Raw genomic sequence first — 25,614 nt, 5'->3', positions numbered from 1 at the left:
CAGGCGGGCCGTCCGCCAGGTCGGGCGGGACGGGCCGGAACCGGATCGTGATGGGACGGAAGATGAAACTGAAGCTCGCGGCACTGGCCACGACGGGAGTGCTGGCGCTCACGGGCTGCGCGACCGGCAACCCGCAGATCGCCGCCTACGTGAACGGGACGCCGATCAGCCAGGCGCAGGTAGACGGCCCGGCGCAGGCGCTCGCCAACGCGAGTTCGGACACTGCCGACACGGGCAGTGCCTTCAGCGCGACCGTGCTGTCGATCATGATCCAGAGCAAGGTGGCGGCCGCGGCTGCGGCCGCGGACCCCTCGCTCGCCGTCACGCAGGAGAAGCGCGACTCCGAGATCGCGGGCAACGAGACGCTCGCGGCGCTGGTGAAGGACCCGGCGGCGACCGATTTCATCAACGACTACGTCGAGGCGAGCCTGATCGTCAGCACCGACGCGGGGAAGGCGGCGTTCACCAAGCAGTTCGCCGCGACGTCGGTGGACCTGAACCCGCGCTTCGGCACCTGGGACCCGACCCAGTTCTCGATCGTCGACGGCAGCAACGGCTCGTTGTCGTCCGAGGCCCCGATCAAGCAGGAGTGAGCGAGCTCGAACGCCTCGTGGCGGTGATGCACCGCCTCCGTTCGGGCTGCCCGTGGGACGCGGAGCAGACGCACCTGACCCTGGTCCGCTACCTGGTCGAGGAGACGCTCGAGGTTGTCGAGGCGATCGAGGCTGGCACGGACGAGCACCTGGCCGAGGAGCTGGGTGACCTGCTGCTGCAGGTCGTGTTCCACGCCGAGATCGCCGCGGAGGACGGTCGCTTCGACATCGAGGACGTCGCCCGCCGGATCGCGGACAAGCTGGTCTCCCGGCACCCCTACGTGTTCGGTGACGGTGCGGTGCCCGACGACCTGGTCGGGTCCTGGGAGCGGGCGAAGGCCGTCGAGAAGTCGCGCGCGTCCGCGCTGGACGGGATCCCGGAGCAGCTGTCCGCCCTCACCCGCGCCCACAAGGTGCTGGTCCGGGCCCGCAGCCACGGCCTACCGCCGGAGTCGCTCGGCGTCCACGCCACCGAGGTTCCGGCGGACGCCCTCGGCGGGGAGTTCCTCGCCCTGGTTGCCCGCGCCGAGGCCCTCGGCCTCGACCCCGAGCAGGAGGCCAGGTCCGCCCTGCGCGCCCTGGAGTCCCGCGTCCAGTCCGCCGAGTCGCAGGCCTGACCCGGAGATCCCGGGTCAGCGTCTATGGAGTGCGTCCGACCGGTCATGACGTGATCCGGCCACTCTGCTCGTCCCTTCCGCACCACTGGTCACTCTTCGGCCCGCTTATGGCTGGATCGCGTCATGCGTGTCCGTCCGCGAGGCCATCGTGCGACCCGGTGGGCTGACTCCGGCCGCGGCCAAGCAGGTGGTGGACGTGACCCGTCTCGCTGCCACCCTGACGTGATCCGGCCGTTCGGGGCGCATGCCGTAACGGGTGGGACGAGTGGGATGGACAGAGGGGCGGAATCGCGCCATGGATGACGTGGGGCGTGCGCTGGTTGACGGTCCCTGAGGAGCGGCGGGGCGAGGGACGAGGCCCGCAGCGTCACGAAGGGCCGCCGCCACGAGCGTGTCCGCGCGCAGGACTTCGCGCACATCCGGCCACGGTTCGTTGGCGCGCTGTTCACCCTTCCACCTTGCTCCCCGCGGGAGCTGTGCAGGGCGCCTGCCGGTAGGGTAGGGACCGTTGACCACATCGTCTGAAAGGCATGAATAGTGGCAAGTATCGAATTCGTAGACGCCCGCCAGATCCTCGATTCGCGCGGCAACCCGACCGTCGAGGTGCAGGTCGTCCTCGACGATGGCTCCGAGGGCCGCGCGGCGGTTCCGTCCGGTGCCTCCACCGGTGCCTTCGAGGCTGTCGAGCTGCGTGACGGCGATGCCGCGCACTACGGCGGCAAGGGCGTGCTGAAGGCCGTCGAGAACGTGATCGAGCAGATCGCGCCCGAGGTCATCGGCATGGAGGCGGACGAGCAGCGCCTGCTCGACCAGGCCATGATCGAGCTGGACGGCACCGACAACAAGGCCAAGCTCGGCGCGAACGCCATCCTCGGCGTCTCGCTGGCCGCAGCGCACGCCGCCGCGGAGTCCGCCGGCCTGCCGCTGTACCGCTACATCGGCGGCCCGACCGCCAACCTGCTCCCGGTCCCGATGATGAACATCCTCAACGGTGGGTCGCACGCCGACTCCAACGTCGACATCCAGGAGTTCATGATCGCCCCGATCGGCGCGGCGACCTTCGCCGAGGCGCTCGAGATGGGCGCCGGCGTCTACCACGCCCTGAAGGCCGTGTTGAAGGCGCGTGGCCTCGCTACCGGCCTCGGCGACGAGGGCGGCTTCGCCCCGAACCTGGACAGCAACGCCGAGGCGCTCGACCTGATCGTCGAGGCGATCGGCAAGGCCGGCTTCAAGGCGGGCTCCGACGTCGCGCTGGCGCTGGACGTGGCCGCGTCCGAGTTCTACGAGGATGGCAAGTACTCGTTCGAGGGCGGGCACAAGCAGGCCGCCGAGATGATCGAGTACTACGAGAAGCTCGTCGCCGACTACCCGCTGGTCTCGATCGAGGACCCGCTGAACGAGGAGGACTGGGACGGCTGGGGCGCCATCACCAAGGTGCTCGGCGAGAAGGTGCAGCTCGTCGGTGACGACCTGTTCGTGACCAACGTGACGCGCCTCCAGCGCGGCATCGACGCGAAGACGGCCAACTCGCTGCTCGTGAAGGTGAACCAGATCGGCTCGCTCACCGAGACGATCGACGCCGTCACGCTGGCCCACCGCAGCGGCTACTCCACGATGATGAGCCACCGCTCCGGCGAGACCGAGGACACCACGATCGCCGACCTGGCCGTGGCGCTCGGCTGTGGCCAGATGAAGACCGGCGCACCGGCTCGTACCGAGCGCGTCGCGAAGTACAACCAGCTGCTCCGCATCGAGGAGGACCTCGACGACGCCGCGCGCTACGCCGGTGCGTCCGCGTTCCCGCGGTTCAAGGCCTGAGCGCCCACGCAGCAGTACCGGACGCCGGCGGGGAACACCCCGCCGGCGTCCTGCCGTTCCCGGGTGGCACGAGAGGAACCGTCCCCGTCGTGCCGGGTCCGGGGGGACGGTTCCTTCGTGCCGGGTACGAAAGAACCGTCCCCGCGTTCCGGCGGTGAGGGTCACTCGAGGCGCGCGGCATCGGCGGCGCCCCGCGCGTCCCGGACGGATGCGCCGGACGGCCCGCCTATCCTTGACGCGATGAGGACCGGGAACCATGGCACGCGCACCGCGTAGTCCACGCAGCACCAGCACCGGTCCGGGACGAACCCCCAGGCGCTCCCGGACCGGGGCGCGCGCGTCCAGTTCTCCCACCCCGGGCGAGCCGGTCACCGACTCCCGTCCCGCCGCGGTTCCGGTGTGGCGGCGAGGCCTGCACCTCACCCGGCGCGCCCTGGTGATGGTGATCGTCGTCGTCGTGCTGGCCATCTCCTTCGGCAGCTCGCTGCGGATCTACCTCACCCAGCAGCACGACCTCGCGGTGGCCGAACAGGAGATCCGCGAACGGTCCGCGCAGATCGCCGACCTGCAGTCCGAGCTCGCCCGCTGGGACGACCCGGCCTACGTGAAGGCCCAGGCGCGCGAGCGGCTCGGCTGGGTGATGCCCGGCGAGACCGGCTACCGCGTGGTCGGCGAGGACGGGACACCGCTCGGCGGCGGCGCCGTGATCACCTCCGAGGAGGCGCTCCCGTCCGGCGAGCACGACCCGGTCTGGTGGGACCGGCTGTGGGGTTCGGTCCAGACCGCGGACGCGCCGACCCGCAAGGTCTCCACCCCCTGACCGCCGTCGCCACCTCCCCGGAACACCCGCGGGACGGGGTCGCCCCGACGTCCGTGCCAGAATGGCGGCCGTGCGCGAGCCGATGACACCCACCGACGAGGCGACCATCGCCACCCAGCTCGGACGGACGCCACGTGGCGTGGTGGCCGTCGCCTGGCGGTGCGCGGACGGGCATCCCGGCGTCGTGGTGACCGAGCCCCGGCTACCGGACGGCACGCCGTTCCCCACCACCTACTACCTGACCTGCCCCGCGCTCACCGCCGCCACGTCGACGCTGGAGGCGTCCGGCCTGATGGCCGAGATGACCGACCGGCTGGCTGCCGACCACGACCTCGCCGCCGGCTACCGTCGCGCCCACGAGGCCTACCTCGCCGACCGCGCGCAGCTCGGCGAGGTGGCCGAGATCGAGGGGATCAGCGCCGGAGGCATGCCGACCAGGGTGAAGTGCCTGCACGTCCTGCTCGCCCACGCGCTCGCCGCCGGCCCGGGCGTGAACCCGCTCGGCGACGAGGTGGTCGCGCTCCTCAAGGCCGACGCCCTGCCCTGCCTGGCCGACCATGGCTGAGCTGTTCGCCGCGGTCGACTGCGGCACGAACTCCGTGCGGCTGCTGGTCAGCCGGCGCGAGGACGGTGGCCTGGTCGAACTCGACCGGCGCCTCCACCTCACCCGGCTGGGCCAGGGCGTGGACGCGACCGGCCGGTTCCGCCCCGACGCGCTGGCCCGCACCCTCGACGCGATGGCCGACTTCGGTGCGGAGCTCGACCGACTCGGCGTCCCCGCCGCCCACCGGCGGGTGGTCGCGACGTCGGCGGCGAGGGACGCCGCCAACTCCGACGAGTTCTTCAGCGGGGCCAGGCTCCGGCTCGGCGTGGACGCGGAGGTCATCCCCGGGGAGGAGGAGGCGCGGCTCTCGTTCGCCGGGGCCACGTCCGGCCTTCCCGGCACCGCCCAGCCGGTCCTGGTGATGGACATCGGCGGCGGTTCCACCGAGCTCGTCCTCGGCAGCGACGGCGTCCCGGCCCACGCGGTCTCCCTCGATGTCGGCGCCGTCCGCGTGCGCGAGCGGTTCCTCCCCTCCGACCCGCCCGCGCCGGCCGAGATCGGGGCCGCCCGCGCGCACGTGGACGAACTGCTCGACGGCAGCGGCATCGCCTTCGACCGGGTCGCCACCTGGGTCGGCGTGGGCGGCACCGCCACCAGCCTGTCCGCACTCGCCCTGCACCTGCCCGCCTACGACCGCGCCCGCGTGCACGGCTCCGTCCTCGCCCACCGCGACCTGGACTCCCTCACGGCCGAACTGCTCGCGATGCCGGTGGCCGAGGTCGCTGCCCTCCCGACGATGGTCCCGGGCAGGGCGGACGTGATCTGCGCGGGCGCCCTGATCTGCGCGGCGGTGGGGGACCGCGTCGCCGCCGACCTGGTCGTCAGCGAGGCCGACATCCTCGACGGGATCGTCCTTACCCTGACGGCCTGACGGAGCCCGGAGCCTGCTTTGTGAGCGTTTCACACACGGCTTGGTGTTATCGCTACCGCTCAGCCCAGAACGCTTGATAACGACTTCATAACGGATTCACAGACCGGATTGTTAGGGCTCACATGTGAGCCTTAACATTTTGCTACGGCCACGGGCGGCCGTGCCGGGGCGGTGGGTCCAGTCCACCCTTCGGCTACGAACAAGGAGGTTTGTGACATGAAGAAGGCCCTCGGTCTCTTCACAGCGGGCGCCCTGATGATGGCGCTCGCCGCCTGCAGCAGCAGTGGCACTCCCGCAGCGTCCGGCTCAGCAGCCGGCGGGGCGCCCAACAAGGCGCTCGGCGACATCGTCGTCGGCTTCGCTCAGGTCGGCGCGGAGAGTGGTTGGCGCACCGCCAACACCAAGGACATCCAGGACTCGTTCAAGGCGGCCGGGATCCAGCTCAAGTTCTCCGACGCCCAGCAGAAGCAGGAGAACCAGATCAGCGCGATCCGCTCCTACATCCAGCAGGGCGTCGACTACATCGCGTTCTCCCCGGTCGTCCAGACCGGCTGGGACGCGGTCCTCGGCGAGGCCAAGGCCGCCGGTATCCCGGTGATCCTGACCGACCGCGCGGTGGACTCCAAGGACACCTCGCTCTACAAGACCTTCCTCGGCTCCGACTTCGTCAAGGAGGGCAAGGAGGCCGGCGACTGGCTGGTCAAGGAGTACGAGGGCAAGTCGGACGCGGTGAACATCGTCCAGCTCGAGGGCACCACGGGCTCCGCCCCCGCTATCGACCGCGGCACGGGCTTCGCCGACGCGATCAAGGCCAACCCGAACATGAAGGTCGTCGCCAGCCAGACCGGTGACTTCACGCGTGCGGGCGGCAAGCAGGTCATGGAGGCGTTCCTGAAGTCCCAGCCGAAGATCGACGTGGTCTTCGCCCAGAACGACGACATGGGCCTGGGCGCCATCGAGGCGATCGAGGCGGCCGGCAAGGTGCCCGGCAAGGACATCAAGATCATCACGGTGGACGCGGTGCACGACGGCATGCAGGCCCTGTCCGAGGGCAAGATCAACTTCATCGTGGAGTGCTCGCCGCTGCTCGGTGCCCAGCTGATCGACATCATCAAGAAGCTGAACGCCGGCGAGACCGTCCCGCAGCGGATCGTCACCGACGAGACCACCTTCACCCAGGAGCAGGCCACGGAGGCGCTGCCCAACCGCAAGTACTGAGCCGCCGGCGCAGTACGCAGTTCCCCCCGCCCCAGGTGGGTGTGCGGCGTGGCCGCGCACCCACCGCGGGGCGTGCCCCATGATGGGATCCGAGTCCGAGCGAGATGAGCAACGATGCCTGACCCTGTGACGACCCGTCCACCGGCTCCCGCAGCCGCCCCGCAGCCCGTGATCGAGATGACCGACATCTCGATCAGCTTCCCCGGGGTCAAGGCGCTGGACGGCGTCGACTTCCGGATGTTCCCCGGCGAGGTGCACTCGCTGATGGGGGAGAACGGTGCCGGCAAGTCCACCCTGATCAAGGCGCTGACCGGCGTGTACAGCGTCGACAGCGGCGTGATCCGGCTGGACGGCGACCAGGTCACCTTCGCCGGGCCGGCGCAGGCGCAGGCCGCCGGGATCTCCACCGTCTACCAGGAGGTGAACCTCCTGGGGAACCTCACGGTCGCGGAGAACGTGATGCTCGGACGCGAGCCGCGGCGCTTCGGCGGCATCGACTGGCGGGCCATGCGCCGCCGCGCCGCCGAGATCCTCGAGGGGCTGCACCTCGACATCGACCCGTCCTCGCTGCTCAACGCGCACTCGCTGGCCGTCCAGCAGCTCGTCGCCATCGCCCGCGCGATCGACGTCCAGGCCAAGGTGCTGATCCTCGACGAGCCGACGTCCAGCCTCGACGTCGAGGAGGTCGCTGAGCTGTTCCGCGTGATCCGGTCGCTGAAGGAGCGCGGGGTCGCGATCCTGTTCGTCAGCCACTTCCTCGACCAGGTCTACGAGATCAGCGACCGCCTCACCGTGCTGCGCAACGGCGCGCTGGTGGGGGAGTACCTCACCGACGAGCTGCTGCGGATCGACCTCGTCCAGGCGATGATCGGCAAGGAGCTTTCGGCCCTGGACGACCTGGAGAGCCGCGTCCACGCCACCGAGCCGGGCGCCGCGGACGCCAGCGCCCCTCCCGCCTTCCTCAACGCGACGGCGATCAGCCGCAAGGGCGCCATCGCTCCGGTGGACCTCACGATCGGCGAGGGCGAGGTGGTCGGCCTGGCCGGTCTGCTGGGCTCGGGACGCACCGAGCTCGCCCGGCTGATCGGGGGCGTCGACAGGCCGGACAACGGACGTCTGACCGTCGCAGGGACGCCGCTGAAGCTGCGCACGCCCCGCCAGGCCATCAAGCACCGGATCGCCTACTCCTCGGAGAACCGCAGGGCCGAGGGGATCGTCGATGAGCTCACCGTGCGCGACAACATCGTCCTGGCGCTGCAGGCCGACCGCGGCTGGTTCCGTCCGATCCCCCGCAAGCGGCAGGACGAGCTGGCGGCCAGCTACATCGAGGCGCTGAACATCAAGACGCCGAGCGCCGACGCGCTCGTCCGCAACCTGTCCGGCGGCAACCAGCAGAAGGTGCTGCTCGCGCGCTGGCTGGCGATCGCGCCCCGGCTGCTGATCCTCGACGAGCCCACCCGCGGCATCGACGTCGGGGCGAAGGCCGAGATCCAGAAGCTCGTCTACAGCCTGGCCGAGAACGGCATGAGTGTCCTGTTCATCTCCGCCGAGCTGGAGGAGGTGCTGCGGCTGGCCAACCGGATCGTGGTGCTCCGCGACCGGCGCAAGGTCGCCGACCTGCGCAACGAGGGGCTCGGCGTCGACGACCTGCTGGCCGTCATCGCCGAGGGCTCCACCGACCCTGAACTCGAGACGGGAGTGGCATCGTGAGGTCCGCAATCGGCAAGGCGATCACCCACCGGCTGTTCTGGCCGCTGGCGATGCTGGTCGTACTGCTCGTCATCAACGTGGTCGCGGTGCCCGGGTTCCTCTCGATCACGATCAACAGCGAGGGCCACCTGTTCGGCAGCCTCATCGACATCCTGCGCAACGGGGCCCCGACCCTGATCATCGCGATCGGCATGACGCTGGTGATCGCCACCCGGGGCATCGACCTGTCGGTCGGCAGCCTGTGCGCGATCGCCGGCGCGATGGCGTGCTCGATCATCCTCGCCTCGCCCACCCCCGACGACCTCGGGACGGTCACGTTCGCCGTGCTGGTCTCGCTGGCGCTGGCCCTCGTGCTGGGTCTGTGGAACGGCTTCCTCGTCTCCGTGCTCGGGATCCAGCCGATCATCGCGACCCTGATCCTGATGACCGCAGGACGCGGCATCGCCATGCTGATCACCGAGGGCCAGATCCTGACCGTCTCCAGCGCGCCGTTCAAGTTCCTGGGCTCCGGCTTCCTGCTGGGGATCCCGGTCGCGACGCTGGTGGCGGCGGTGCTGCTCGGGCTGGTCGCGCTGCTCACCCGCAGGACGGCCCTCGGCATGCTGATCGAGAGCGTCGGCATCAATCCGGAGGCCAGCCGGCAGGCCGGCGTCCGGGCGCGCGGGCTGCTGTTCGCGGTGTATACGCTCTGCGCGGTGCTGGCGGCGGTCGCAGGGCTCATCCTCACGTCCAACCAGACCGCGGCGGACGCGAACAACACCGGCCTGTTCATCGAGCTGGACGCGATCCTCGCCGTCGTCATCGGCGGCACGTCGCTGAACGGTGGCCGCTACTCGCTCACCGGCACCCTGGTCGGGGCGCTGGTGATCCAGACGCTGGTGACGACGGTGTACACGGTGGGGATCCCGCCGATCGCCACGATGGTGTTCAAGGCGGCCGTGGTGACCGCGGTGTGCCTGCTGCAGTCGCCGAGGACGACCGCGGCGATCGCCCGATGGCGGGCCAGGTCCGCGCCGCCGCAGGCCGTTCCCACGACCGGAGCGGTGGTGACCCGATGACCGTCCTGACTGCCCCGTCCAGCCCGCTGGGACGCGCGTGGGGCCGCGTCGTCGACGTGTTCACCAGCCCGAAGTCCGGCCCGGTGCTGGTGACCGGGCTGCTGTTCCTGCTGATGTTCCTCGCCGGGGGAGCGCGGTACCGCGGGTTCCTCTCCGCCACGACGATCCTGAACCTGCTGGTCAGCTACTCCTACCTGATCGTGCTCGCGGTCGGGATGAGCTTCGTGATCATCAGCGGGGGCATCGACCTGTCGGTGGGCGCGGTCCTGGCCCTGTCGACGATCATCGCTGCGCGCCTGCTGCAACTGGGCTGGAACCCGGTGGTCGTGATCGTGCTGATCCTCCTCACCACGTCGGTGCTGGGCCTGCTGGTCGGGTTGATGATCCACGTCTTCGATGTCCAACCCTTCATAGCCACGCTCGCGGCGATGTTCCTCGCTCGCGGCCTGTGCTACATCATCGCCAAGGAGTCGATCAGCATCACCGACCCGTTCTTCACGTGGATGGCGACGACGCGGATCGTGCTCGGGCCGAAGATGAGCATCACCCCCAGCGTGATCATCGCGCTGGTGGTCCTGGCGATCGCGGTGTGGGTGCTGCAGTACACCCGGTTCGGGCGCACGGCGTACGCGATCGGCGGCGGGGAGCAGTCCGGCATGCTGATGGGCCTGCCGACGTCGCGGACGAAGGTGCTGGTCTACGTGATCAGCGGCTTCTGCTCGGGGCTGGCCGGCGTCCTGTATGCGTTCTACACGCTGTCGGGCTACGCGCTCACCGGGGTGGGGACCGAGCTGGACGCGATCGCCGCAGTGGTCATCGGCGGCACGCTGCTGACCGGCGGCTACGGGTTCGTGCTGGGGTCGGCGCTGGGCGTCCTCGTCCTCGGCCTGATCCAGACGATCATCACCTTCGAGGGGACGCTGAGCTCCTGGTGGACGAAGATCTTCATCGGCGCGCTGCTGCTGGTGTTCATCATCCTGCAGAAGGTTCTGACGTCGCGGCGGGCCTGAGTGGCATCGTGTCGATAACATCAGGGCCCGGGAAGACGTCCGCCACACGCAGACCCGGGACGGCAGGCACGGTGACGACCGAAGAGGAACGCACGAAGGCCGCCACGATCTTCGACGTGGCGCGCCTCGCCGGCGTGTCCCACCAGACGGTCTCCCGGGTGCTGAACGACCTGCCGAACGTGCGTCCGGCCACGCGGGAGCGGGTGGAACGGGCGATCAAGCAGCTGCGCTACATCCCGTCCCCCGCGGCGAGGGCGCTGGTCACGCGCCGGTCGCGGACGATCGGCCTGATCACGACCGGCCTGCCGGAGTTCGGCCCGTCCACGACCGCCGTCCACTTCAACGAGGCTGCGAGGGACGAGCGGTACGCGGTGATCATGGCCAGCCTGCTGCAGGCGGACGCGGCCGCGCTGCGGCAGGCGGCGGAGACGCTGGTGCGGCAGAACGTCGAGGCGATCGTGCTGATCACGTCCAACCGGTCGACGCTCGGCCTGCTGCAGGGGATGGACCTGGGCGTCCCGTTCCTCGCTGTGGTGTCGCAGGGCAGTGGCCTGCACCGGGTCTCCCTGGACCAGTACGCGGGGGCGCGCAGGGCCGTCCGGCACCTGATCGAGCTGGGCCATCGGGACATCCGCCACCTCGCCGGGCCGGTGGAGTCGATGGACGCGCTGGAACGGATCCGGGGCTGGCGGGACGCGCTCGGCGAGCACGACCTGGTCGCGCACGAGCCGGTCTTCGGCGACTGGACGGCGGCCAGCGGCTACGCGGGCGGACAGCGGCTGCTGGGCGAGGACTTCACCGCGGTGTTCTGCGCGAACGACCAGATGGCGCTCGGGCTGATCCACGCGCTGACCGAGGCCGGCCGGCCGGTGCCGGGCAGGGTCAGCGTGGTCGGCTTCGACGACATCCCCGAGGCCGCGCACTTCACGCCGCCTCTGACCACCATGCACCAGGACTTCGCCCAGCTCGGTCGCGACGCCATGGAGGTGATGCTGGCCGTCCTCACCGACGAGGAGGCGCCCAACCCCCTGCTCCGGGTGCCGCAGCTGGTGCTGCGGGCGAGCACGGCGCAGCCGCCGTCCTGAGCGGTCGCTGTCCGCGGTTGCTGACCAGAGCGGATGTTGACCGGGATCGCCGACGGTCCACCTTGTGGTGGACGCTTCTGCGGTGTAGTCGCGCGTTTTCGTCCACCTTGTGGTGGGCGGGGCCCGGGTCCACGTTGTGGTGGACGGTTCTGCGGTGTAGTCGCGCGTTTTCGTCCACCTTGTGGTGGGCGCGGCCCCGGTCCACCTTGTGGTGGACGGTTCTGCGGTGTAGTCGCGCGTTTGCGTCCACCTTGTGGTGGGCGGGGACGCGAGCCGCACGCTGCGCCGGCCGCAGCCTAGAATCAGGCCGGGCCCCCATGGCCCAACCGGTAGAGGCAGGCGGCTTAAACCCGCCCAAGTATGGGTTCGAATCCCATTGGGGGCACGGGTCTGAACGACCGGCGCCATTGCGGCGCACCGTCGGCGCGCAGGCTCAGTCCTGCGGCGTCGCCTGCTGTCCGCGAGGGGTGTCGGTGCGAGCCTCGGACTCCTGTGCCGTCGTCCATCGGTGCAGCAGGGCTGCGTCCACCGCGGACACGAGCAGCGCGACGCCGAGGATGCAGCCGACCATCCCGACGATCTGGAGGACGACACCGACCACCTGCCAGGTGTCGTGGGCACTGCCGGACAGTCCGATGAGGACGTTGGTGAGCTGGCCGGCGAACAGGACACACAGGCCGCCAACGATGAGCCCTGCGGACCTGGTCGGCTTCTCGTAGATCACGGTGGCCCCTCCATTCCGGTTGTTCTGCGCGTGAACCTACTCCGCCGACTCCTCACAGGTCGCTCTCAGATCGGCGAGGCACAATGGGTGATCAGGCAACTCGGGGGGAGCCAATGACCAATCTGATCGATGACACGCAACTACTGCTCGCGGTGCGCCCGGACGCCCAGCTGGCCGACGAGGACGCGCTGGTGAGGGTGTCCGAGGCCGTCGTGACGCGGGCGTCGCTGCGGGCCAAGGCGCAGGCCTACGACCTGCGGATCACCCGCACGATCGCGATCGCGGCCAACGACGGGGCCCCGCTGGCGGAACTCGCCGAGGCCGCCGGCATGAGCCAGGACGAGGTGCGCGAGCGCCTCGCCGCCCACTCCGAGCTGCTCACGCCCCTGACCAGGGAGCGGCTCGTCCCGCCGGCCCGCCGTCGGCGGTGGTGAGGCGGCCCGTCGGGCTCGCCGCAGCGTCCCCGTCCTGATCAGGGTCCGCGATCAGGGACGGTTCAGGGTGGAACACAGCCACCCCACAACGTTGTTACCTACCATGGAAGTCCGACGACGGCGTGGCCGTCGCCCGCCAAGGAGGAATGCAGGAGATGCAGAGCACCAACCCGGTCCTTTCCCGGCCCGACGCGTGGCAGGTCGACACGACGCAGCCGCAGTACGGGCAGGGCCAGCAGTACCAGGGCCAGCCGTACCAGGGCTACCCGCAGCAGGGGCAGCAGCCGTACGGCTACACCGACGCCAACGCCCCGCAGTTCGGCCAGCCCGGCCAGGTCGCCGGACGGATGACCATCGATGACGTCATCACCAAGAGCGCGATCACGCTCGGCGTGCTCGTCGCCGTCGCGGGCCTCACGTTCCTGTTCCTGCCGACCGCGTTGATCTTCCCGGTCTGGATCGTGACCGCCATCGTGTCCTTCGGCGCGGCGATGCTCGTCGCAGCCCGCCGCAAGGTCAACCCCGGCTTCGTGCTCGTCTACGCCGCGATCGAGGGCGTCTTCATCGGCGCCATCAGCAAGGCCTACGAGTCGCTGTGGGACGGCATCGTCCCCGCCGCGGTGCTGGGCACCCTGGTCGCGGCCGCCGCCACGCTGGCCGCGTACAAGTTCTTCCGGATCAAGGTCACCGACAAGTTCCGCAAGATGGTGATGATCGGGACCATCGCCTACGCGGGCGTGCTGCTGGTCAACCTCGTCCTCTCGCTGTTCGGGATCGGGAACATCTTCGCCTCCGCGAACATCGGCCTGCTCCTGCTGATCTCCGCGATCGGCGTCGGGCTGGCCGTGTTCAACCTGATCCTCGATTTCGACTTCATCGAGCAGGGCATCGCGATGGGCGCTGCGTCGTCGGAGTCGTGGCGGGCCGCGTTCGGCCTCACCGTGACCATGGTCTGGCTCTACATCGAGATGCTCCGCCTGCTGTCGTACTTCCGGCGGTAGGTCACGGACGCCACGAGGGCCCCGGCAGAACCTGCCGGGGCCCTCGTGCGTCGTTCGCCGTGCTCAGCCCTCGGCAGGGACGGTCCGGGTCAGCGTCCGCAGGTGCCGTTCCAGCAGCGTCCGTGCCCCCGACGACCAGGGCACCCGCATCCACTGGCCGATCGGCAGCCAGGCCGCGGCTGCCGTCGTCCCGCCCTGGTCGTGCACGACAGGGTCGGTCGGCTCCGGGCAGGTCGCGGCGTAGATGATCCGGACGGCGTGGAAGTCCTCCACCACCCGGTTCGGCGCGCGTCCGATCCAGTGGTCGGTCTGGACGTCGATCAGCTGCGAGATGTCCGGCTCCTGGCCGGCCTCCTCCCCGACCTCGCGGAGCAGCGCCTGGCTGGGGCTCTCGCCGGGATCGATCCCCCCGCCGGGGAGCCCCCACAGGCCGGGGACGGCCGTGCGGTCCGAGAACTGGGTGGCCAGCAGCCCGCGGCTCGAAAGGACGATGCCGTACGCGGCCAGGCGCTGGCGGACCACCGGCTCCGTCCCGTCCGACAGGTCGAGACCGGGGTCGACGGCGCGCGTCCGTGGCGGCTGGAGGGTGGCGTCGCGTCCGTGTCGGCTCACCTGGACGGTGAGGCTCAGGTCCGGCGCGCTGCCGGTGGCCGAGAGGGGACGGATGATCCGGAACCCGAGTTCCCACGCGATCCGGTGTGGGTCGGCGCCGTGCGAGAGCGTCCCGGTGAAGACAGGGGCACCCCCTGCCACCTCGACGCCGATGATCCGCATCGATCCATCATGACCCGCGGGGGGTGGGGATCCAAGTCGGCTCTCCGGCCGACATGAACCGGTAACGCCGGACCGACCCCGGCTGGCCGGCGATCGGGGACGGTTCCCCTTCCGCGCCACCCCGCCGAGGTGCGCCGAAGGACAGAGCCACGGCCGGGCTTGACCGTTATGCTCGGACCACCGACCGGCGCGGAGGTGTGCGGTGCAGTACAACGAGAACGCCAAGCTCGATCCGTCCCAGGTGAGTGGCGGAGGGGGCGGACGCAGGGGTACGACGATGGCCCTCGGCGGTGGCGGCATCCTGGTCGTGATCGTCGCGCTGCTGTTCGGGCTCAACCCCGGTGACCTGCTGGGTGGCTCTGCCACCGACACCGGGACACAGACGAGTACGTCCAACCCCTACGCCCAGTGCACGACCGGCGCGGACATCGCCAAGGACAGGGACTGCCGCTTCGTCGCCTACACCAACTCCATCCAGTCCTACTGGCAGAGCGTCTACTCCGGCTACGAGGTCACCCAGACCAAGATCTTCTCCGGCCAGATCGCCACCGGCTGCGGGACGGCGACCGCCGACGTGGGCCCGTTCTACTGCCCCGAGGACAAGTTCGTGTACCTCGACGACAGCTTCTTCGACGACATGCTGGAGGGCCAGCTCGGTGCCGAGGGCGGGGACGCCGCCGAGGCCTACGTGATCGCGCACGAGTACGGGCACCACATCTCCGACCTGACCGGGACGCTGGCGAAGGCGCAGGCATCCGGCAACAGCACCGGCCCCAAGTCGGCCCAGGTACGGCTGGAGCTCCAGGCCGACTGCTTCGCCGGCGTCTGGCTGGCCAACGCGGCGTCCGACCCCGACTCGCCGATCAAGGCGATCACCGCCGACGACGTGAACCGCGCGGTGGACGCGGCCCTCGCGGTCGGCGACGACCGCATCCAGCTGAAGTCGACCGGGTCGGTCTCCCCGGAGTCCTGGACCCACGGCTCGTCGGCGATGCGCAAGCAGTGGCTGGCGACCGGGTTCAACTCCGGCGATCCGTCCAAGTGCAACACCTTCGCGGCGAACGCCCTGGGTTGATCAAGTACCTCGGCTCCAAGCGCCGACTGGTCGGCGAGTTGGGCCGGCTGTTCACCGCAGCGGGTGCGGTCACGGCGCTGGACCTGTTCACCGGCACCACCCGCGTGGCCCAGGAGTTCTGCCGGCGCGGGGGCCGCCCCACCTGCGTCGACACGGCGGCCTACTCCGAGGTGCTGGCGCAGTGCTACGTCGTCACCGACGAGGCGGACGTGGACGCGGCGGAGCTTGCCGACGCGTTGGCCCGGCTGCAGGCGCTGCCCGACCGGCGCGGCTACGTCACCGAGGTGTTCTGTGAGCGGGCGCGGTACTTCCACCCCGACAACGGGGTGCGGATCGACGCCATTCGCGACGGCATCGACGAGTTCTACGGCGACCATCCGCTCCGGCCGGTGCTGCTGACCGCCCTGCTCGAGGCCGCCGACCGGGTGGACTCCACCGTCGGGCTCCAGATGGCCTACCTGAAGGAGTGGGCACCGCGCGCGCTGCGTCCGCTGCGGCTGGTGGCGCCCGTGCTCACCCCGGGCACGGGGCGGGTGCTCCGCGGGGACGCGTCCGCGCTGGCCCCGACGCTGGACCCGGTGGACCTGGCCTACCTCGACCCGCCCTACAACCAGCACCGCTACTTCACGAACTACCACGTCTGGGAGACCCTCGTGCGCTGGGACGCCCCCGCGTACTACGGCGTGGCCTGCAAGCGGGTGGACGCCAGGGACGCCGAGTCCCGCAGCCTGTTCAACTCGCGCCGGACGATGCCGTCCGCCCTCGCCGGGGTGATCGCGGACGTCCGGGCGACCACTGTCGTCGTGTCGTTCAGCAACGAGGGGTTCGTGCCGCTGGCCGACCTGGTCGAGCTGTGTGCCGTCCGGGGGTACCCGGTGGAGGTGCTCGCGTTCGACACCCGGCGCTACATCGGGCAGCGGCTGGGCGTGTTCTCGCCCGGGGGGCAGCGGGTCGGGGTGCCCGGCCCGGAACGGAACGTCGAGTACCTGCTGGTCAGCGCGCCGGAGGACCTGAGGGCCCACCTGGTCAGCCGATGACCTCGTTGCCCTCGACGTCGGTCACCAGCACCTTGGTGCCGATGCTGAAGTACATCCGCGGCACGCCGAGGTTGCGCCGGTCGTCGATCACGACGCTCCACCCCACGTCGTCGGCGATGTCCTCGGACGCGCGGACCCGGTCGACGACCTCGACGATCCGGGCTGGCTCGACCTTGGTGGCGAGGAACACCGGCAGGTCGACCGCCGGCACCGCGACGTTGGTCGTCACGGGGACCTTCGCCGTGCGCGTCCGCCGGACCGTGGTGCCGGTCGCCCCCGGGTAGTCGACGGTCACGCCCTGGGTGGAGTCGACGGTGATGGAGTAGACGGTCAGCCGGGGGCCGAGCGCGTCCTTGATGCCGGCCTCGACGCCCCCGGAGGTGTCGAAGTTGAGCGTCTGGAGGATCGAGCCGCTGGCGTTGAAGAAGACGGTGCGTGACTCGGGGACCGTCGAGACCGACATCATCACCTCGCCGCCGGAGTAGTCGACGATCGTGAGGGACTGGTTGGAGGCGGAGCCGGACTGCCCCTCGGCCGCTCGGAAGAGGCCGCCGACGTCCGAGATGTTGAACCGGGACACGTCGAAGGTGGCCTGGTCGACGTACTGCTGGTCGGTCGTGACCCGGCCGGTGGTGCCGTCGCGGTAGGCCCAGGCGACCGGGAGTTCGTCGGAGTTCAGGACAGTCACCTCGACCGTCGTCTTCGTGATCTCGACCGTGAGCGCGCGCTGGCTGCCCGCGTCCTCGAGCAGCTGCGTGACCATGGCGGACGCCGCGCCGGGCTGGGTGAAGTCGGGGCCGGTCGGGGTGGGCGTGGCGGTGGGGGACGGCGAGGTGGTGCCGCAGCCGGCGAGCAGGAGCCCGCACAGCCAGCCCGTGAGGAGCAGGAGGCGCGGGCGGATCGTCACCCGTCGAGGGTAGCGCGGGGCGCCGACGGGGGCAGACTGGGCTCGTGTACGACCTCACCCTCGCTGCGACGGAACTCGGTCCACTCCTGGTCGGGGCGTTCGTCAGCGCTGGCGGCGTCACCGTCCAGCTGACCGAGGTGGAGGCGTACGCGGGGGCCGATGACCCGGCCGCCCACGCCTACCCCGGCCCCCGGCCACGGACGAGGGACCTGTTCGGGCCGCCGGGAACGCTGTACTGCTACCTGTCCCACGGCCTGCACATCTGCGGCAATGTGGTGTGCGGGCGGACGGGGGAGGGCTCGGCCGTCCTGCTGCGGGCGGGACGGGTCGTCGAGGGGGTGGAACTCGCGCGCGAGCGGCGTCCGGGGGTGGCGGACGTGGCGCTGGCCCGCGGGCCGGGCAACCTCGGCCGCGCACTGGGCTGGTCGCTGGCCGACTCCGGGCGCACCTTCGGTGCCGGCGGCCTCGAACTGCGTCCGGGCCCGCCGTCGGGGACAGTGGCGTCCGGCCCGCGCGTCGGCGTCAGCGTGGCGCACGCCCGTCCGTGGCGCTACTGGGCGGAGGGAGATCCGACCGTGTCCGCTTACCGCCGCAGCCCCCGGATCGTCCCCGGCCGCCACGACTGGTGAGCGTCCGGTGGCACGTTAGGAACCGTCCCCATCGTTCCACGCGGCACGATGGGGACGGTTCCTAACGTGCCACCGGCGGGTCAGGTCGGGGTGTTGTCGGCGTCGTCGGCCTGGTCCTCGGCGAGCTGGTCGATTCCGATCCGCTCCCTGTCCCACTGGCCGGTGCGGTGGGCGGTGCGCGAGACGAGGTGGCCGGAGACCGGCGCGGTCATCACCTGGAGCAGGACGGCCAGCGTCAGCAGGGTGATCACCTTCGGGTCGCGCAGCGTGAGCGACACCCCGGCCAGCACCAGCAGCAGGCCGAAGACGGCCGGCTTGGTCGCTGCGTGCATCCGGGTGAGTGGGCCGGGGAAGCGGACGAGGCCGAGCGCCGCGGCGAGCGCGAACACCGCCCCGCCGAGCAGGCAGAGCGCGCCGAGGACGTCCATCACCAGCTCAGGCGCCATCGTCATCGTCCTCCTCACGCATCGCCTGGCGGCGGTCGAACAGCTGCCGCACGCCGTCGGAGGACGCGACGAGCCGGGCCACACCGACCGCCCCTGTGAACCCGATCAGGCACAACCCCAGCAGGATGGGCAGCCCGGTCGCGTTGCCCGTGAACACCGAGTAGACGGCGACGACCGCGATCACGATCGCCACCATCACGTCGGAACTGATGATCCGGTCCAGCGAGGTCGGGCCGACGACCATCCGCCACAGGGTGAGGCCGGCGGCCACCGCCAGCAGCGCGACCGCCACGCCGAGGATCACCGTGATCATGACACCGCCTTGATGTCGGCGGCGCTCCCGAAGGCGCGCACCAGCCGCCGCTCGATCGCCAGCGCGTGCGAGCGCTCGTGCTCGATCGCGTGCTCGTCCGGCAGGTCGAAGACGTGCAGGTAGAGCAGCCGCGGGTGCCGGCTGGTCTCAACGACGAGGGTGCCGGGGACGATCGAGATCAGCTGGGCGACCATCACCTGGTAGAGGTCGTTGTTGCTGCGCAGTTCCACCCGGATGATCCCCGGGTGCAGGTCGACCCGCCGTCGGAACGACACCGCGGCGAGCTGGACAGCCGCCACCGCGAGGTCGCGCAGCTGGGCGAGGACCAGCACGAGCAGCCGCCCCGGGTGGACGCGTCCGTAGTAGCGGATCGGCGGCAGCCAGAACACCACCGTGACCAGCCAGCCGAGCACCAGCCCGTACAGGATGTTCAGCAGCGAAGGGTTGCCCCACAGCATCACCCAGACCAGGGCGAGCAGCAGCACGGCCCGCCACTGGAAGCGGAACCGGAGCCGGCGGGTGGGCGTGATCATCGCGAGCCTCCGCCCAGCACGGCAGCGATGTAGCTGCGGTCGAACAGCGCGGACGCCGATCGCTCGACGTAGTCGTACATCGGGCCGGCCGCGACCGTGAACGCCAGCGCCAGCGCCACGAGCCCCATCGTCGAGCCGACCATCAGCCGCGGCAGCGGACGGCCGAGCTCGGGGGAGTCGAAGCTCTCCACCTGGGCGAGGACGGACGGCGGCGCGACTCCCCAGAACGCCCGGTTCCAGATCTTCGCCATCGCATACAGCGTGAGCAGCGACGTCACCACCCCTGAGATGACCAGCGCCCAGGCCAGCGGGCCGCCGTCGGCGACGCCGGCCTGCAGCAGGGCCAGCTTCGCCACGAAACCGGACAGTGGCGGGATGCCGGCAAGGTTCATCGCGGGGATGATGAACAGCGCCCCGAGCAGCGGGGACACCCGGGCCAGGCCGCCGAGCCGGTCGAGCGAGTTCGACCCGCCGAGTCGCTGGATCAGGCCCGCGACGAGGAACAGCGTGGCCTGGATCGTGATGTGGTGCGCGGCGTAGAAGATCGCGCCGGCAAGGGCGGGCGCCGTCGCGAGCGAGATGCCGAACACCATGTAGCCGATGTGGCTGACCAGGGTGAAGGAGAGCATGCGCTTGATCTCGACCTGCGCGACCGCGCCGAGGATGCCGAGCAGCATCGTGGCCACGCCGGCCACCCCGAGCAGGCCGCTGAGCGGCTCGGTGGGGAACAACAGTGTCTGCGTCCGGATGATCGCGTACACGCCCACCTTCGTGAGCAGGCCGGCGAACACCGCCGTGACCGGGGCCGGGGCGGTCGGGTAGGAGTGCGGCAGCCAGGCCGACAGCGGGAAGATCGCGGCCTTGATCGCGAAGACCGTCAGCAGGAGAACCTGCAGGACGCCGCGGACCTCGAGCGGGAGTTCGCCGAGCCGGACGGCCAACTGGGCGAGGTTGACCGTGCCGGTCGCCGCGTACGTGCTGGCCAGCGCCACCAGGAACAGCGCGGACGAGACCAGGTTCACCACCACGTACACGCTGCCGGCGCGGATCCGCTCCCTGGTCCCGCCCATCGTCAACAGCACGTAGGACGCGAACAGCAGCAGCTCGAAGCTGACGAACAGGTTGAACAGGTCTCCGGCGAGGAAAGCGTTCGACACGCCCGCGACCAGCAGCAGGAAGGTCGGGTGGAAGATCGAGACCGGGGTCTCCCTGCGCAGCTCGTCGGTGTCCTGGCCGGTCGAGTAGACGAGCACGGCGAGCGAGACCAGCGCTGCGACGAGCAGCATCAGGGCCGACAGCCGGTCGGCGACCAGCACGATGCCCAGCGGCTGCGGCCAGTCACCCACCCACAGCACCACGGTGGCCGCGTCGGTGAGCCAGACCAGCAGCCCTGCAACGATGCTGACGACGGCCACGGCCGTGATCGACACGATCCGCTGGAACGTGGGGTGGCGGCCGGCGAGGAAGGCGGCGCCCGCGCCGGTGAGGCAGACCAGGACGGGGACGGCGAGCAGGTTGTTCATTCGCTCACCACGTCCTCACCGGTGTCGGAGAACCCGAGGTCCTCGAAGCTCCCGGACGCCTGGTCGGCGCGGGCGAGCGCGGCGATCCGGGAGTCCTCGATGTCGTCGGCCACCTCGTCGTCGCCGTTGATCTGGAAGCTGCGGTAGGCCATCGTCATCACGAACGCCGCCACGCTGAGCGTGATCACGATGGCGGTCAGCACCATCGCCTGCGGCAGCGGGTCGCTCATCGCGCCCGCGTCGGTCAGCCCGATGATCGGCGGCCCGCCGGGGGGGCCGGACGCGACCAGGAACAGCACGTTCACCCCGTTGCTGGCCAGCACGACGCCGATCAGGATCCGCGACAGCGACCGCTCGGTGATCAGGTACACCCCGCACGCGATGATGAGCCCGGCCACGATGGCGAGGGTGAGGTTGGCGCTCACCGGTCCCACCTCCGCCCGGGGATGGCGCGGGTCGACTCCGGCTCGGGCGCGGGGGTGAGCCCCTCGCGGGCCTGCGCGTCGATGCCGCTGCCGAGGCTCCGGCCCAGGTCGAGCATCATGCCCAGCACGACGAGGTACACCCCGATGTCGAACGCGGTGGACGAGACCAGGTGGATGTCGCCGAGCAACGTCCACGTCCCCCACGGCAGGGTGAGGTGGTCCCAGCCGGGCACGTGCAGGTGCACCTCATAGCTCTGGAAGATCACTCCGCCGAAGGCCAGCGGCGAGATCGCGGTGAGGACGGACAGCACCAGCCCCGAGCCGATCAGGGCTCCGGCAGGGACGGGCATGGCCTCGTCGAGTTCCTGGCCGCCACCGGCCAGGTAGCGCACGAGCAGCGCCGTCCCCGCCACCAGGCCCCCGGCGAAGCCGCCGCCGGGGAGGTTGTGCCCCGCCACGAGCAGGTACACCGAGACGACGATCATCACCGGGAACAGCAGCCGCGTGACCACCTCGAAGATCAGCGAACGCTGGTCCGGCGGCAACGAGCGGCTGGCCCGCAGCCACCCGCGGTTCGGGTCGAGCTCCGTGCGCTGGACGCGGGAGTGGCGGCCGCGCAGGAAGATCAGGCTGGCCACGCCCGTGGCCGCGATGCCGAGCACGGAGATCTCCCCGATGGTGTCCCACGCCCTGGTGTCGACGAGGACGACGTTGACGATGTTGTTGCCGTAGCCGAAGGACTTGGCGACTTCGGGGTAGTCCGCGGAGACGGGGGTCGCCGTGCGGGAGCCGATCATCAGCAGCGCGACCAGCGTGAACGCCAGCCCGGTGCCGGCCGAGATCACGATCCGCCACCAGCGGCCGGACGTGAGCGGACGCTCGGTGAAGAACTTCGGCAGCTTGCGCAGGACGAGCAGGAAGACCAGCAGCGACACGGTCTCCACCAGCACCTGGGTGAGGGCGAGGTCGGGCGCGCCGTGGAGGAGGAACAGCACGGCCGTGCCGTACCCGGCGACGCCGAGCAGGACGACGGCGCGCAGGCGTCCGCGGGAGGTCGCGACGAGGAACGCGGCGACGATCACGATCGCCCCGACCAGCACCTGGCCGGCGTTGTCGGCCAGGTGGACGGCCGGCCACGCGTGGACCCGCGACAGGGTGTACGCCAGCGCGGCGGTCAGGACGACGAGGATCGTGCCCACGTAGTGGGCGAGCGAGCCGCGCTGGGTGCGGTCGGTGACCTCGACGGCGAGCTGGTCGATGCCCCGCATCGTCGCCCGGTAGAAGTCGACCGCCCCGGGAACGGCGGGGAACGTCTGCTGCACGCCCGTGATCCACTCACGCCGCCAGAACAGGACGAGGCCGCCGAGGATCGCGACGCCCGAGGCCAGCAGCGGGGCTCCGAACGCCGGGATCAGCGCGAGCCCGTGGCTGTGCTCGCCAGCCGTGAGCGTCTCGGAGTAGTGCTCGAGGAAGGAGGTGAGCGGGTCGCCGAGGAAGCCGCCGACCAGGCAGGCGGTGCCGAGCAGCACGGGCGCGGCGACGAAGCCCGGCTTCGGCGGATGCACGAGTTGCGACTCGGCGACCCCGTCCTTCGTGCCGAACGCACCCCACCAGAACCGCAGCGAGTAGGCGACGGTGATCGCGGAGCCGACGACCACCACGGCGACCAGCGCCCACGCCGGCACCGGGGCGATGCCTGTTCCGTCCCCGGTCAGCGCGAGGTTGGTCACTCCTTCGAGCCCGGCCTCCTTGGCGATGAAGCCGAGGGTGGGTGGCAGCCCGGCCATGGACGCCGCGGCGAGCGCCGCCACGGTCGCGGTCACCGGCAGCCGCCGGTACAGGCCGCTCAGCTCGCTGAGCTGGCGCGTGCCCGCGGAGTGGTCGATCACGCCGACGACGAGGAACAGCGTGGCCTTGAACAGGGCGTGCGCGACGACCATCGCCAGGCCACCGAGGGCCGCCGCCCTGGTGCCGGTGCCCAGCAGTAGCACGAGCAGGCCGAGCTGGCTGACCGTCCCGTAGGCCAGCAGGAGTTTGAGGTCGTCCTGGCGCAGCGCCCGCCAGCCGCCCAGGAACAGCGTCAGCGCGCCGAGCACCCACACCGCGGGCCGCCACCCGGGCGAGGAGGACAGCACCGGGGCGAGAACGGCCACCAGGTACACGCCGGCCTTCACCATCGCCGCGGCGTGGAGGTAGGCCGAGATCGGGGTCGGCGCGGCCATCGCGCCGGGCAGCCAGAAGTGGAAGGGGACCAGCGCCGACTTGCTCAGCGCGCCCGTCAGGACGAGGAGCGCGGCGACCGCCACGACCGGCCCGGACGGGGGAGCGGCGAGGATCGCGGACAGGCTGTAGGTGCCCGCAGCGTGGCCGAGCGCGAGGAAGCCGACCAGCATCGCCAGGCCGCCGGTGGTCGTGACGATCAGCGCGGTGAGCGCCGCCGAGCGGTTGGCCCTGCGGGTGGGGTCGTGGCCGATCAGCAGGTAGGAGAGCACCGTGGTGGCCTCCCAGAACACGTAGACCACCACCAGATCGTCCGCGGTGACGAGCCCGATCATCGCGGCGCAGAACGCCGTCAGCAGGCCGATCACCCTTGCCTGGGGCGGGTCGGCCTCGAAGTACCAGCGGCAGTAGAGCAGGACCAGCGTCCCGATCCCCGTGACGACCAGGGCGAGCACCCACTGGACGAGCCCGATCCGGAAGTCCAGCGCCACGCCGAGGGCGGGGATCCAGTCGATCGCCTCGGACAGGGGCGTCCCCGCCAGCACCGGCCCGGCGAGCTGGATCAGCCAGGCGAACGTCACGGCCGGGGCGAGGGCCACCAGCCAGAACGCGCGCTGGCCGAGCAGGCGCGCGAGCCATGGCGCGACGACCGCCAGGCCCAGGTGGGCGGCGATCAGGGCCATGAGCACGGGCAACCTCCGTTCCGGGGGGTTGCCCAACCCTACCGGGCCCGTGTGACACGCGCGTGACCGGACCCGGGGGCAAAGGCGAAGGCCGGACCAAGTATGAGTTGGTCCGGCCTTCAATGTTGTCCCGGGACTGGACGCCCCCGAAACCCGCTCGGCGCGCCCGCCCACCCTCCGTCCCGAGGGCTCCCGCGGATTGCTCCGCAGGAAGAGGACTGCGTTTGCCGTTCGGCCGCTGACCCGGTTTCCGATCCCTTTCGGGTCCGGCTCCGCGATCTGCGTAGGACAGTTCTACGCCCGCCGCCATGCGCGCGCAAGCGGTTCGGACGAACTTTCGACGGGGGTTTTCGGGACGCTGTCACAGGCGCACCGCGCGTCCCGGACGGCACTCCTGTTCGGGCGACGGGCCACGGGGTCGGCGTCCCGGAGAAGGTGAAAGCCGGACCATCTCATACCTGGTCCGGCCTGACACCATGTCTATCCTGCGCGGCGTCCCCGGCCCGGGAGCGACACGCGCGGAGGGCCGAGAAATGTGCGTCGGCCGTGGGTTCGCCGTGGGTTCGCGGACCCCCTTCCGTGGGTCCGTATCCCGAGTAGGGTGTCGGTACCGACCCAATGGAGGGCCGGGTCGAACCACTGAGTGGAACGAGGTATCGGATGACCGAACAGCAGGGCGACACGCTCGTGAACCCCGTGGACACCACCGTGACTGTGAGCCGGTCGGTGTCCCAACCCGTCAAGGAAATCTGGAAGTTGCTGGCGACCCGTGAGGGTGCCGAGGCCCTGCTCGGGGCCGGTGGTGAACTCGGCGACAAGGGCGACAGCTGGCGTGCGGCCGACGGCACGTTCGGCGTCGTCCGGTCCTTCCACCCGCTGGAGCAGATCCGGTTCAGCTGGCACGCCGCCGAGGAGGCGCCGAAGACGCTGGTCGAGGTCGACCTGTCCGCCGCCGACGACGGCCAGACCCGGGTCGAGATCCGGCACGAACACATCCCCGCCTACTTCGACGCCGCAGCGCTCACCCGCAAGTGGGAGAGCGCCCTGGAGAAGCTGGCGGCAGCGGCGAACTGAGCCGATTCGTCGGGCCGTCCACAACGATGCGGGCGGTCCCGGCTGGCGGTCCGGACGGACGCCACCGGACTGGCGGGCGCGCCTCTCGCGCACCCACGCGCAGCGCGGTGGCGTCCTGTGCCTCCGGCCTCAGGCGCTCGCGCTGACCGCGTAGCGGGACGCCGACCTGGCTCGCGCCTTGGCGGCCTCCTCCTCGCGGTTCCTGGGCGGGGCGGAGGTGGTCAGGTGGTCGAGCAGGTGCTGGGTGGCGTGCGCGATCGCGTGCACGGCCTCGTCGAAGGCCTCCTGGTTGGCCCGCGAGGGACGCGTCGTCCCCGCGACCTTGCGGACGTACTGGAGGGCGGCGGCGTTCACCTCGTCGCTGGTGGCGGCGGGCTCGAAGTTGTGGAGGGTGTGGATGTTGCGGCACATG

General features: G+C 70.7%; 27 protein-coding genes and 1 tRNA gene. 18 read left to right on the top strand and 10 right to left on the bottom strand.

From position 1 onward, the window contains the following. Positions 1–62 precede the first annotated feature (62 nt). From QM779_RS09095 to QM779_RS09040, 12 genes are all read left to right on the top strand, one after another. The gene (locus QM779_RS09095) at positions 63–593 is read left to right on the top strand and encodes a hypothetical protein (protein WP_428534395.1); all 531 of its coding nucleotides are present in this window, start codon (positions 63–65) and stop codon (positions 591–593) included. Positions 594–619: 26 nt separating this feature from the next. After that, on the top strand, positions 620–1,210 hold the full coding sequence (locus QM779_RS09090; protein ID WP_428538378.1) for a MazG family protein: 591 nt from the start codon (positions 620–622) through the stop codon (positions 1,208–1,210). Positions 1,211–1,747: 537 nt separating this feature from the next. Further along, the gene (gene eno, locus QM779_RS09085) at positions 1,748–3,028 is read left to right on the top strand and encodes a phosphopyruvate hydratase (RefSeq protein WP_428534393.1); all 1,281 of its coding nucleotides are present in this window, start codon (positions 1,748–1,750) and stop codon (positions 3,026–3,028) included. Positions 3,029–3,284: 256 nt separating this feature from the next. After that, a complete protein-coding gene (locus tag QM779_RS09080) occupies positions 3,285–3,848 on the top strand; it encodes an FtsB family cell division protein (protein WP_428534391.1) in 564 nt (187 codons plus the stop codon). A gap of 70 nt (positions 3,849–3,918) precedes the next feature. Then, positions 3,919–4,413, top strand: coding sequence for a DUF501 domain-containing protein (locus tag QM779_RS09075; RefSeq protein WP_428534389.1), 495 nt, complete (start codon positions 3,919–3,921; stop codon positions 4,411–4,413). After that, positions 4,406–5,323 carry an exopolyphosphatase gene (locus tag QM779_RS09070; protein ID WP_428534387.1) on the top strand — a complete coding sequence of 306 codons (918 nt, stop codon included), beginning with the start codon at positions 4,406–4,408 and terminating at the stop codon, positions 5,321–5,323. The genes QM779_RS09075 and QM779_RS09070 overlap by 8 nt, the downstream gene beginning before the upstream one ends. Before the next feature lie 216 nt (positions 5,324–5,539). Next, positions 5,540–6,541, top strand: coding sequence for an ABC transporter substrate-binding protein (locus QM779_RS09065; RefSeq protein WP_428534385.1), 1,002 nt, complete (start codon positions 5,540–5,542; stop codon positions 6,539–6,541). Positions 6,542–6,655: 114 nt separating this feature from the next. Beyond that, entirely contained in the window at positions 6,656–8,251 is a 1,596-nt protein-coding gene (locus QM779_RS09060) for a sugar ABC transporter ATP-binding protein (RefSeq protein WP_428534383.1), read from the top strand. Next, a complete protein-coding gene (locus QM779_RS09055; protein WP_428534381.1) occupies positions 8,248–9,309 on the top strand; it encodes an ABC transporter permease in 1,062 nt (353 codons plus the stop codon). Before QM779_RS09060 ends, QM779_RS09055 begins: the two co-directional genes overlap by 4 nt. Continuing rightward, complete coding sequence (yjfF, locus tag QM779_RS09050; RefSeq protein WP_428534379.1) at positions 9,306–10,319, top strand: galactofuranose ABC transporter, permease protein YjfF; 1,014 nt, start codon at positions 9,306–9,308, stop codon at positions 10,317–10,319. The genes QM779_RS09055 and yjfF overlap by 4 nt, the downstream gene beginning before the upstream one ends. Positions 10,320–10,390: 71 nt before the next feature. Further along, on the top strand, positions 10,391–11,404 hold the full coding sequence (locus tag QM779_RS09045; protein WP_428534377.1) for a LacI family DNA-binding transcriptional regulator: 1,014 nt from the start codon (positions 10,391–10,393) through the stop codon (positions 11,402–11,404). 311 nt (positions 11,405–11,715) lie between these two features. Further along, positions 11,716–11,789, top strand: a tRNA-Leu gene (locus QM779_RS09040). 48 nt (positions 11,790–11,837) lie between these two features. On the opposite strand, the gene QM779_RS09035 is transcribed toward QM779_RS09040, so the two are convergent. After that, positions 11,838–12,128, bottom strand: coding sequence for a hypothetical protein (locus tag QM779_RS09035; protein ID WP_428534375.1), 291 nt, complete (start codon positions 12,126–12,128; stop codon positions 11,838–11,840). Positions 12,129–12,241: 113 nt separating this feature from the next. Between QM779_RS09035 and QM779_RS09030 the strand changes: the two genes are divergently transcribed. Together QM779_RS09030 and QM779_RS09025 are read left to right on the top strand one after the other, a co-directional pair. After that, positions 12,242–12,562 carry a hypothetical protein gene (locus QM779_RS09030; protein WP_428534373.1) on the top strand — a complete coding sequence of 107 codons (321 nt, stop codon included), beginning with the start codon at positions 12,242–12,244 and terminating at the stop codon, positions 12,560–12,562. A 146-nt stretch (positions 12,563–12,708) separates the two neighbouring features. Next, positions 12,709–13,563, top strand: coding sequence for a Bax inhibitor-1/YccA family protein (locus QM779_RS09025; RefSeq protein WP_428534371.1), 855 nt, complete (start codon positions 12,709–12,711; stop codon positions 13,561–13,563). 63 nt (positions 13,564–13,626) lie between these two features. On the opposite strand, the gene QM779_RS09020 is transcribed toward QM779_RS09025, so the two are convergent. After that, complete coding sequence (locus QM779_RS09020; RefSeq protein ID WP_428534369.1) at positions 13,627–14,337, bottom strand: NUDIX hydrolase; 711 nt, start codon at positions 14,335–14,337, stop codon at positions 13,627–13,629. A gap of 202 nt (positions 14,338–14,539) precedes the next feature. On the opposite strand from QM779_RS09020, the gene ypfJ reads away from it, so the two are divergent. Next, positions 14,540–15,412, top strand: coding sequence for a KPN_02809 family neutral zinc metallopeptidase (gene ypfJ, locus QM779_RS09015; RefSeq protein ID WP_428534367.1), 873 nt, complete (start codon positions 14,540–14,542; stop codon positions 15,410–15,412). After that, positions 15,409–16,449 (top strand): DNA adenine methylase, encoded by a 1,041-nt coding sequence (locus QM779_RS09010; RefSeq protein WP_428534365.1) that lies wholly within the window; start codon positions 15,409–15,411, stop codon positions 16,447–16,449. The genes ypfJ and QM779_RS09010 overlap by 4 nt, the downstream gene beginning before the upstream one ends. Here QM779_RS09010 and QM779_RS09005 read toward each other — a convergent pair. Continuing rightward, positions 16,439–17,356: a hypothetical protein gene (locus QM779_RS09005; RefSeq protein ID WP_428534363.1), complete on the bottom strand. Its 918-nt coding sequence runs from the start codon at positions 17,354–17,356 to the stop codon at positions 16,439–16,441. The two genes, QM779_RS09010 and QM779_RS09005, sit on opposite strands and share 11 nt — an antisense overlap. Before the next feature lie 44 nt (positions 17,357–17,400). Between QM779_RS09005 and QM779_RS09000 the strand changes: the two genes are divergently transcribed. Next, the gene (locus tag QM779_RS09000) at positions 17,401–17,985 is read left to right on the top strand and encodes a DNA-3-methyladenine glycosylase (RefSeq protein ID WP_428534361.1); all 585 of its coding nucleotides are present in this window, start codon (positions 17,401–17,403) and stop codon (positions 17,983–17,985) included. A gap of 80 nt (positions 17,986–18,065) precedes the next feature. Here the strand turns inward: QM779_RS09000 and mnhG are convergent, their stop codons facing one another. Genes mnhG through QM779_RS08970 form a run of 6 tightly spaced genes read right to left on the bottom strand, consistent with a single transcriptional unit; the run spans position 18,066 to position 24,128 of the window. Beyond that, on the bottom strand, positions 18,066–18,437 hold the full coding sequence (mnhG, locus tag QM779_RS08995) for a monovalent cation/H(+) antiporter subunit G (protein WP_428534359.1): 372 nt from the start codon (positions 18,435–18,437) through the stop codon (positions 18,066–18,068). After that, positions 18,421–18,744: a monovalent cation/H+ antiporter complex subunit F gene (locus tag QM779_RS08990; RefSeq protein ID WP_428534357.1), complete on the bottom strand. Its 324-nt coding sequence runs from the start codon at positions 18,742–18,744 to the stop codon at positions 18,421–18,423. The genes mnhG and QM779_RS08990 overlap by 17 nt, the downstream gene beginning before the upstream one ends. Continuing rightward, positions 18,741–19,277, bottom strand: coding sequence for a Na+/H+ antiporter subunit E (locus QM779_RS08985; RefSeq protein WP_428534355.1), 537 nt, complete (start codon positions 19,275–19,277; stop codon positions 18,741–18,743). Before QM779_RS08985 ends, QM779_RS08990 begins: the two co-directional genes overlap by 4 nt. Then, entirely contained in the window at positions 19,274–20,800 is a 1,527-nt protein-coding gene (locus QM779_RS08980; RefSeq protein ID WP_428534353.1) for a Na+/H+ antiporter subunit D, read from the bottom strand. The genes QM779_RS08985 and QM779_RS08980 overlap by 4 nt, the downstream gene beginning before the upstream one ends. Next, positions 20,797–21,225, bottom strand: a complete 429-nt coding sequence (locus QM779_RS08975) for a Na(+)/H(+) antiporter subunit C (protein WP_428534351.1) — start codon at positions 21,223–21,225, stop codon at positions 20,797–20,799. The genes QM779_RS08980 and QM779_RS08975 overlap by 4 nt, the downstream gene beginning before the upstream one ends. Further along, entirely contained in the window at positions 21,222–24,128 is a 2,907-nt protein-coding gene (locus tag QM779_RS08970) for a Na+/H+ antiporter subunit A (protein ID WP_428538375.1), read from the bottom strand. Before QM779_RS08970 ends, QM779_RS08975 begins: the two co-directional genes overlap by 4 nt. A 660-nt stretch (positions 24,129–24,788) precedes the next feature. On the opposite strand from QM779_RS08970, the gene QM779_RS08965 reads away from it, so the two are divergent. Then, a complete protein-coding gene (locus QM779_RS08965; protein ID WP_428534349.1) occupies positions 24,789–25,202 on the top strand; it encodes an SRPBCC family protein in 414 nt (137 codons plus the stop codon). Between the two features lie 129 nt (positions 25,203–25,331). Here the strand turns inward: QM779_RS08965 and QM779_RS08960 are convergent, their stop codons facing one another. Beyond that, complete coding sequence (locus tag QM779_RS08960) at positions 25,332–25,613, bottom strand: DUF2277 domain-containing protein (RefSeq protein WP_428534347.1); 282 nt, start codon at positions 25,611–25,613, stop codon at positions 25,332–25,334. Position 25,614 lies beyond the last annotated feature (1 nt).

It is taken from the genome of Propionicimonas sp., assembly GCF_049840635.1.
Classification (GTDB): Bacteria; Actinomycetota; Actinomycetes; order Propionibacteriales; family Propionibacteriaceae; genus Propionicimonas.
Note: the sequence above shows the minus strand (reverse complement) of the source record. Positions and strands in the feature narration are given on the sequence as shown.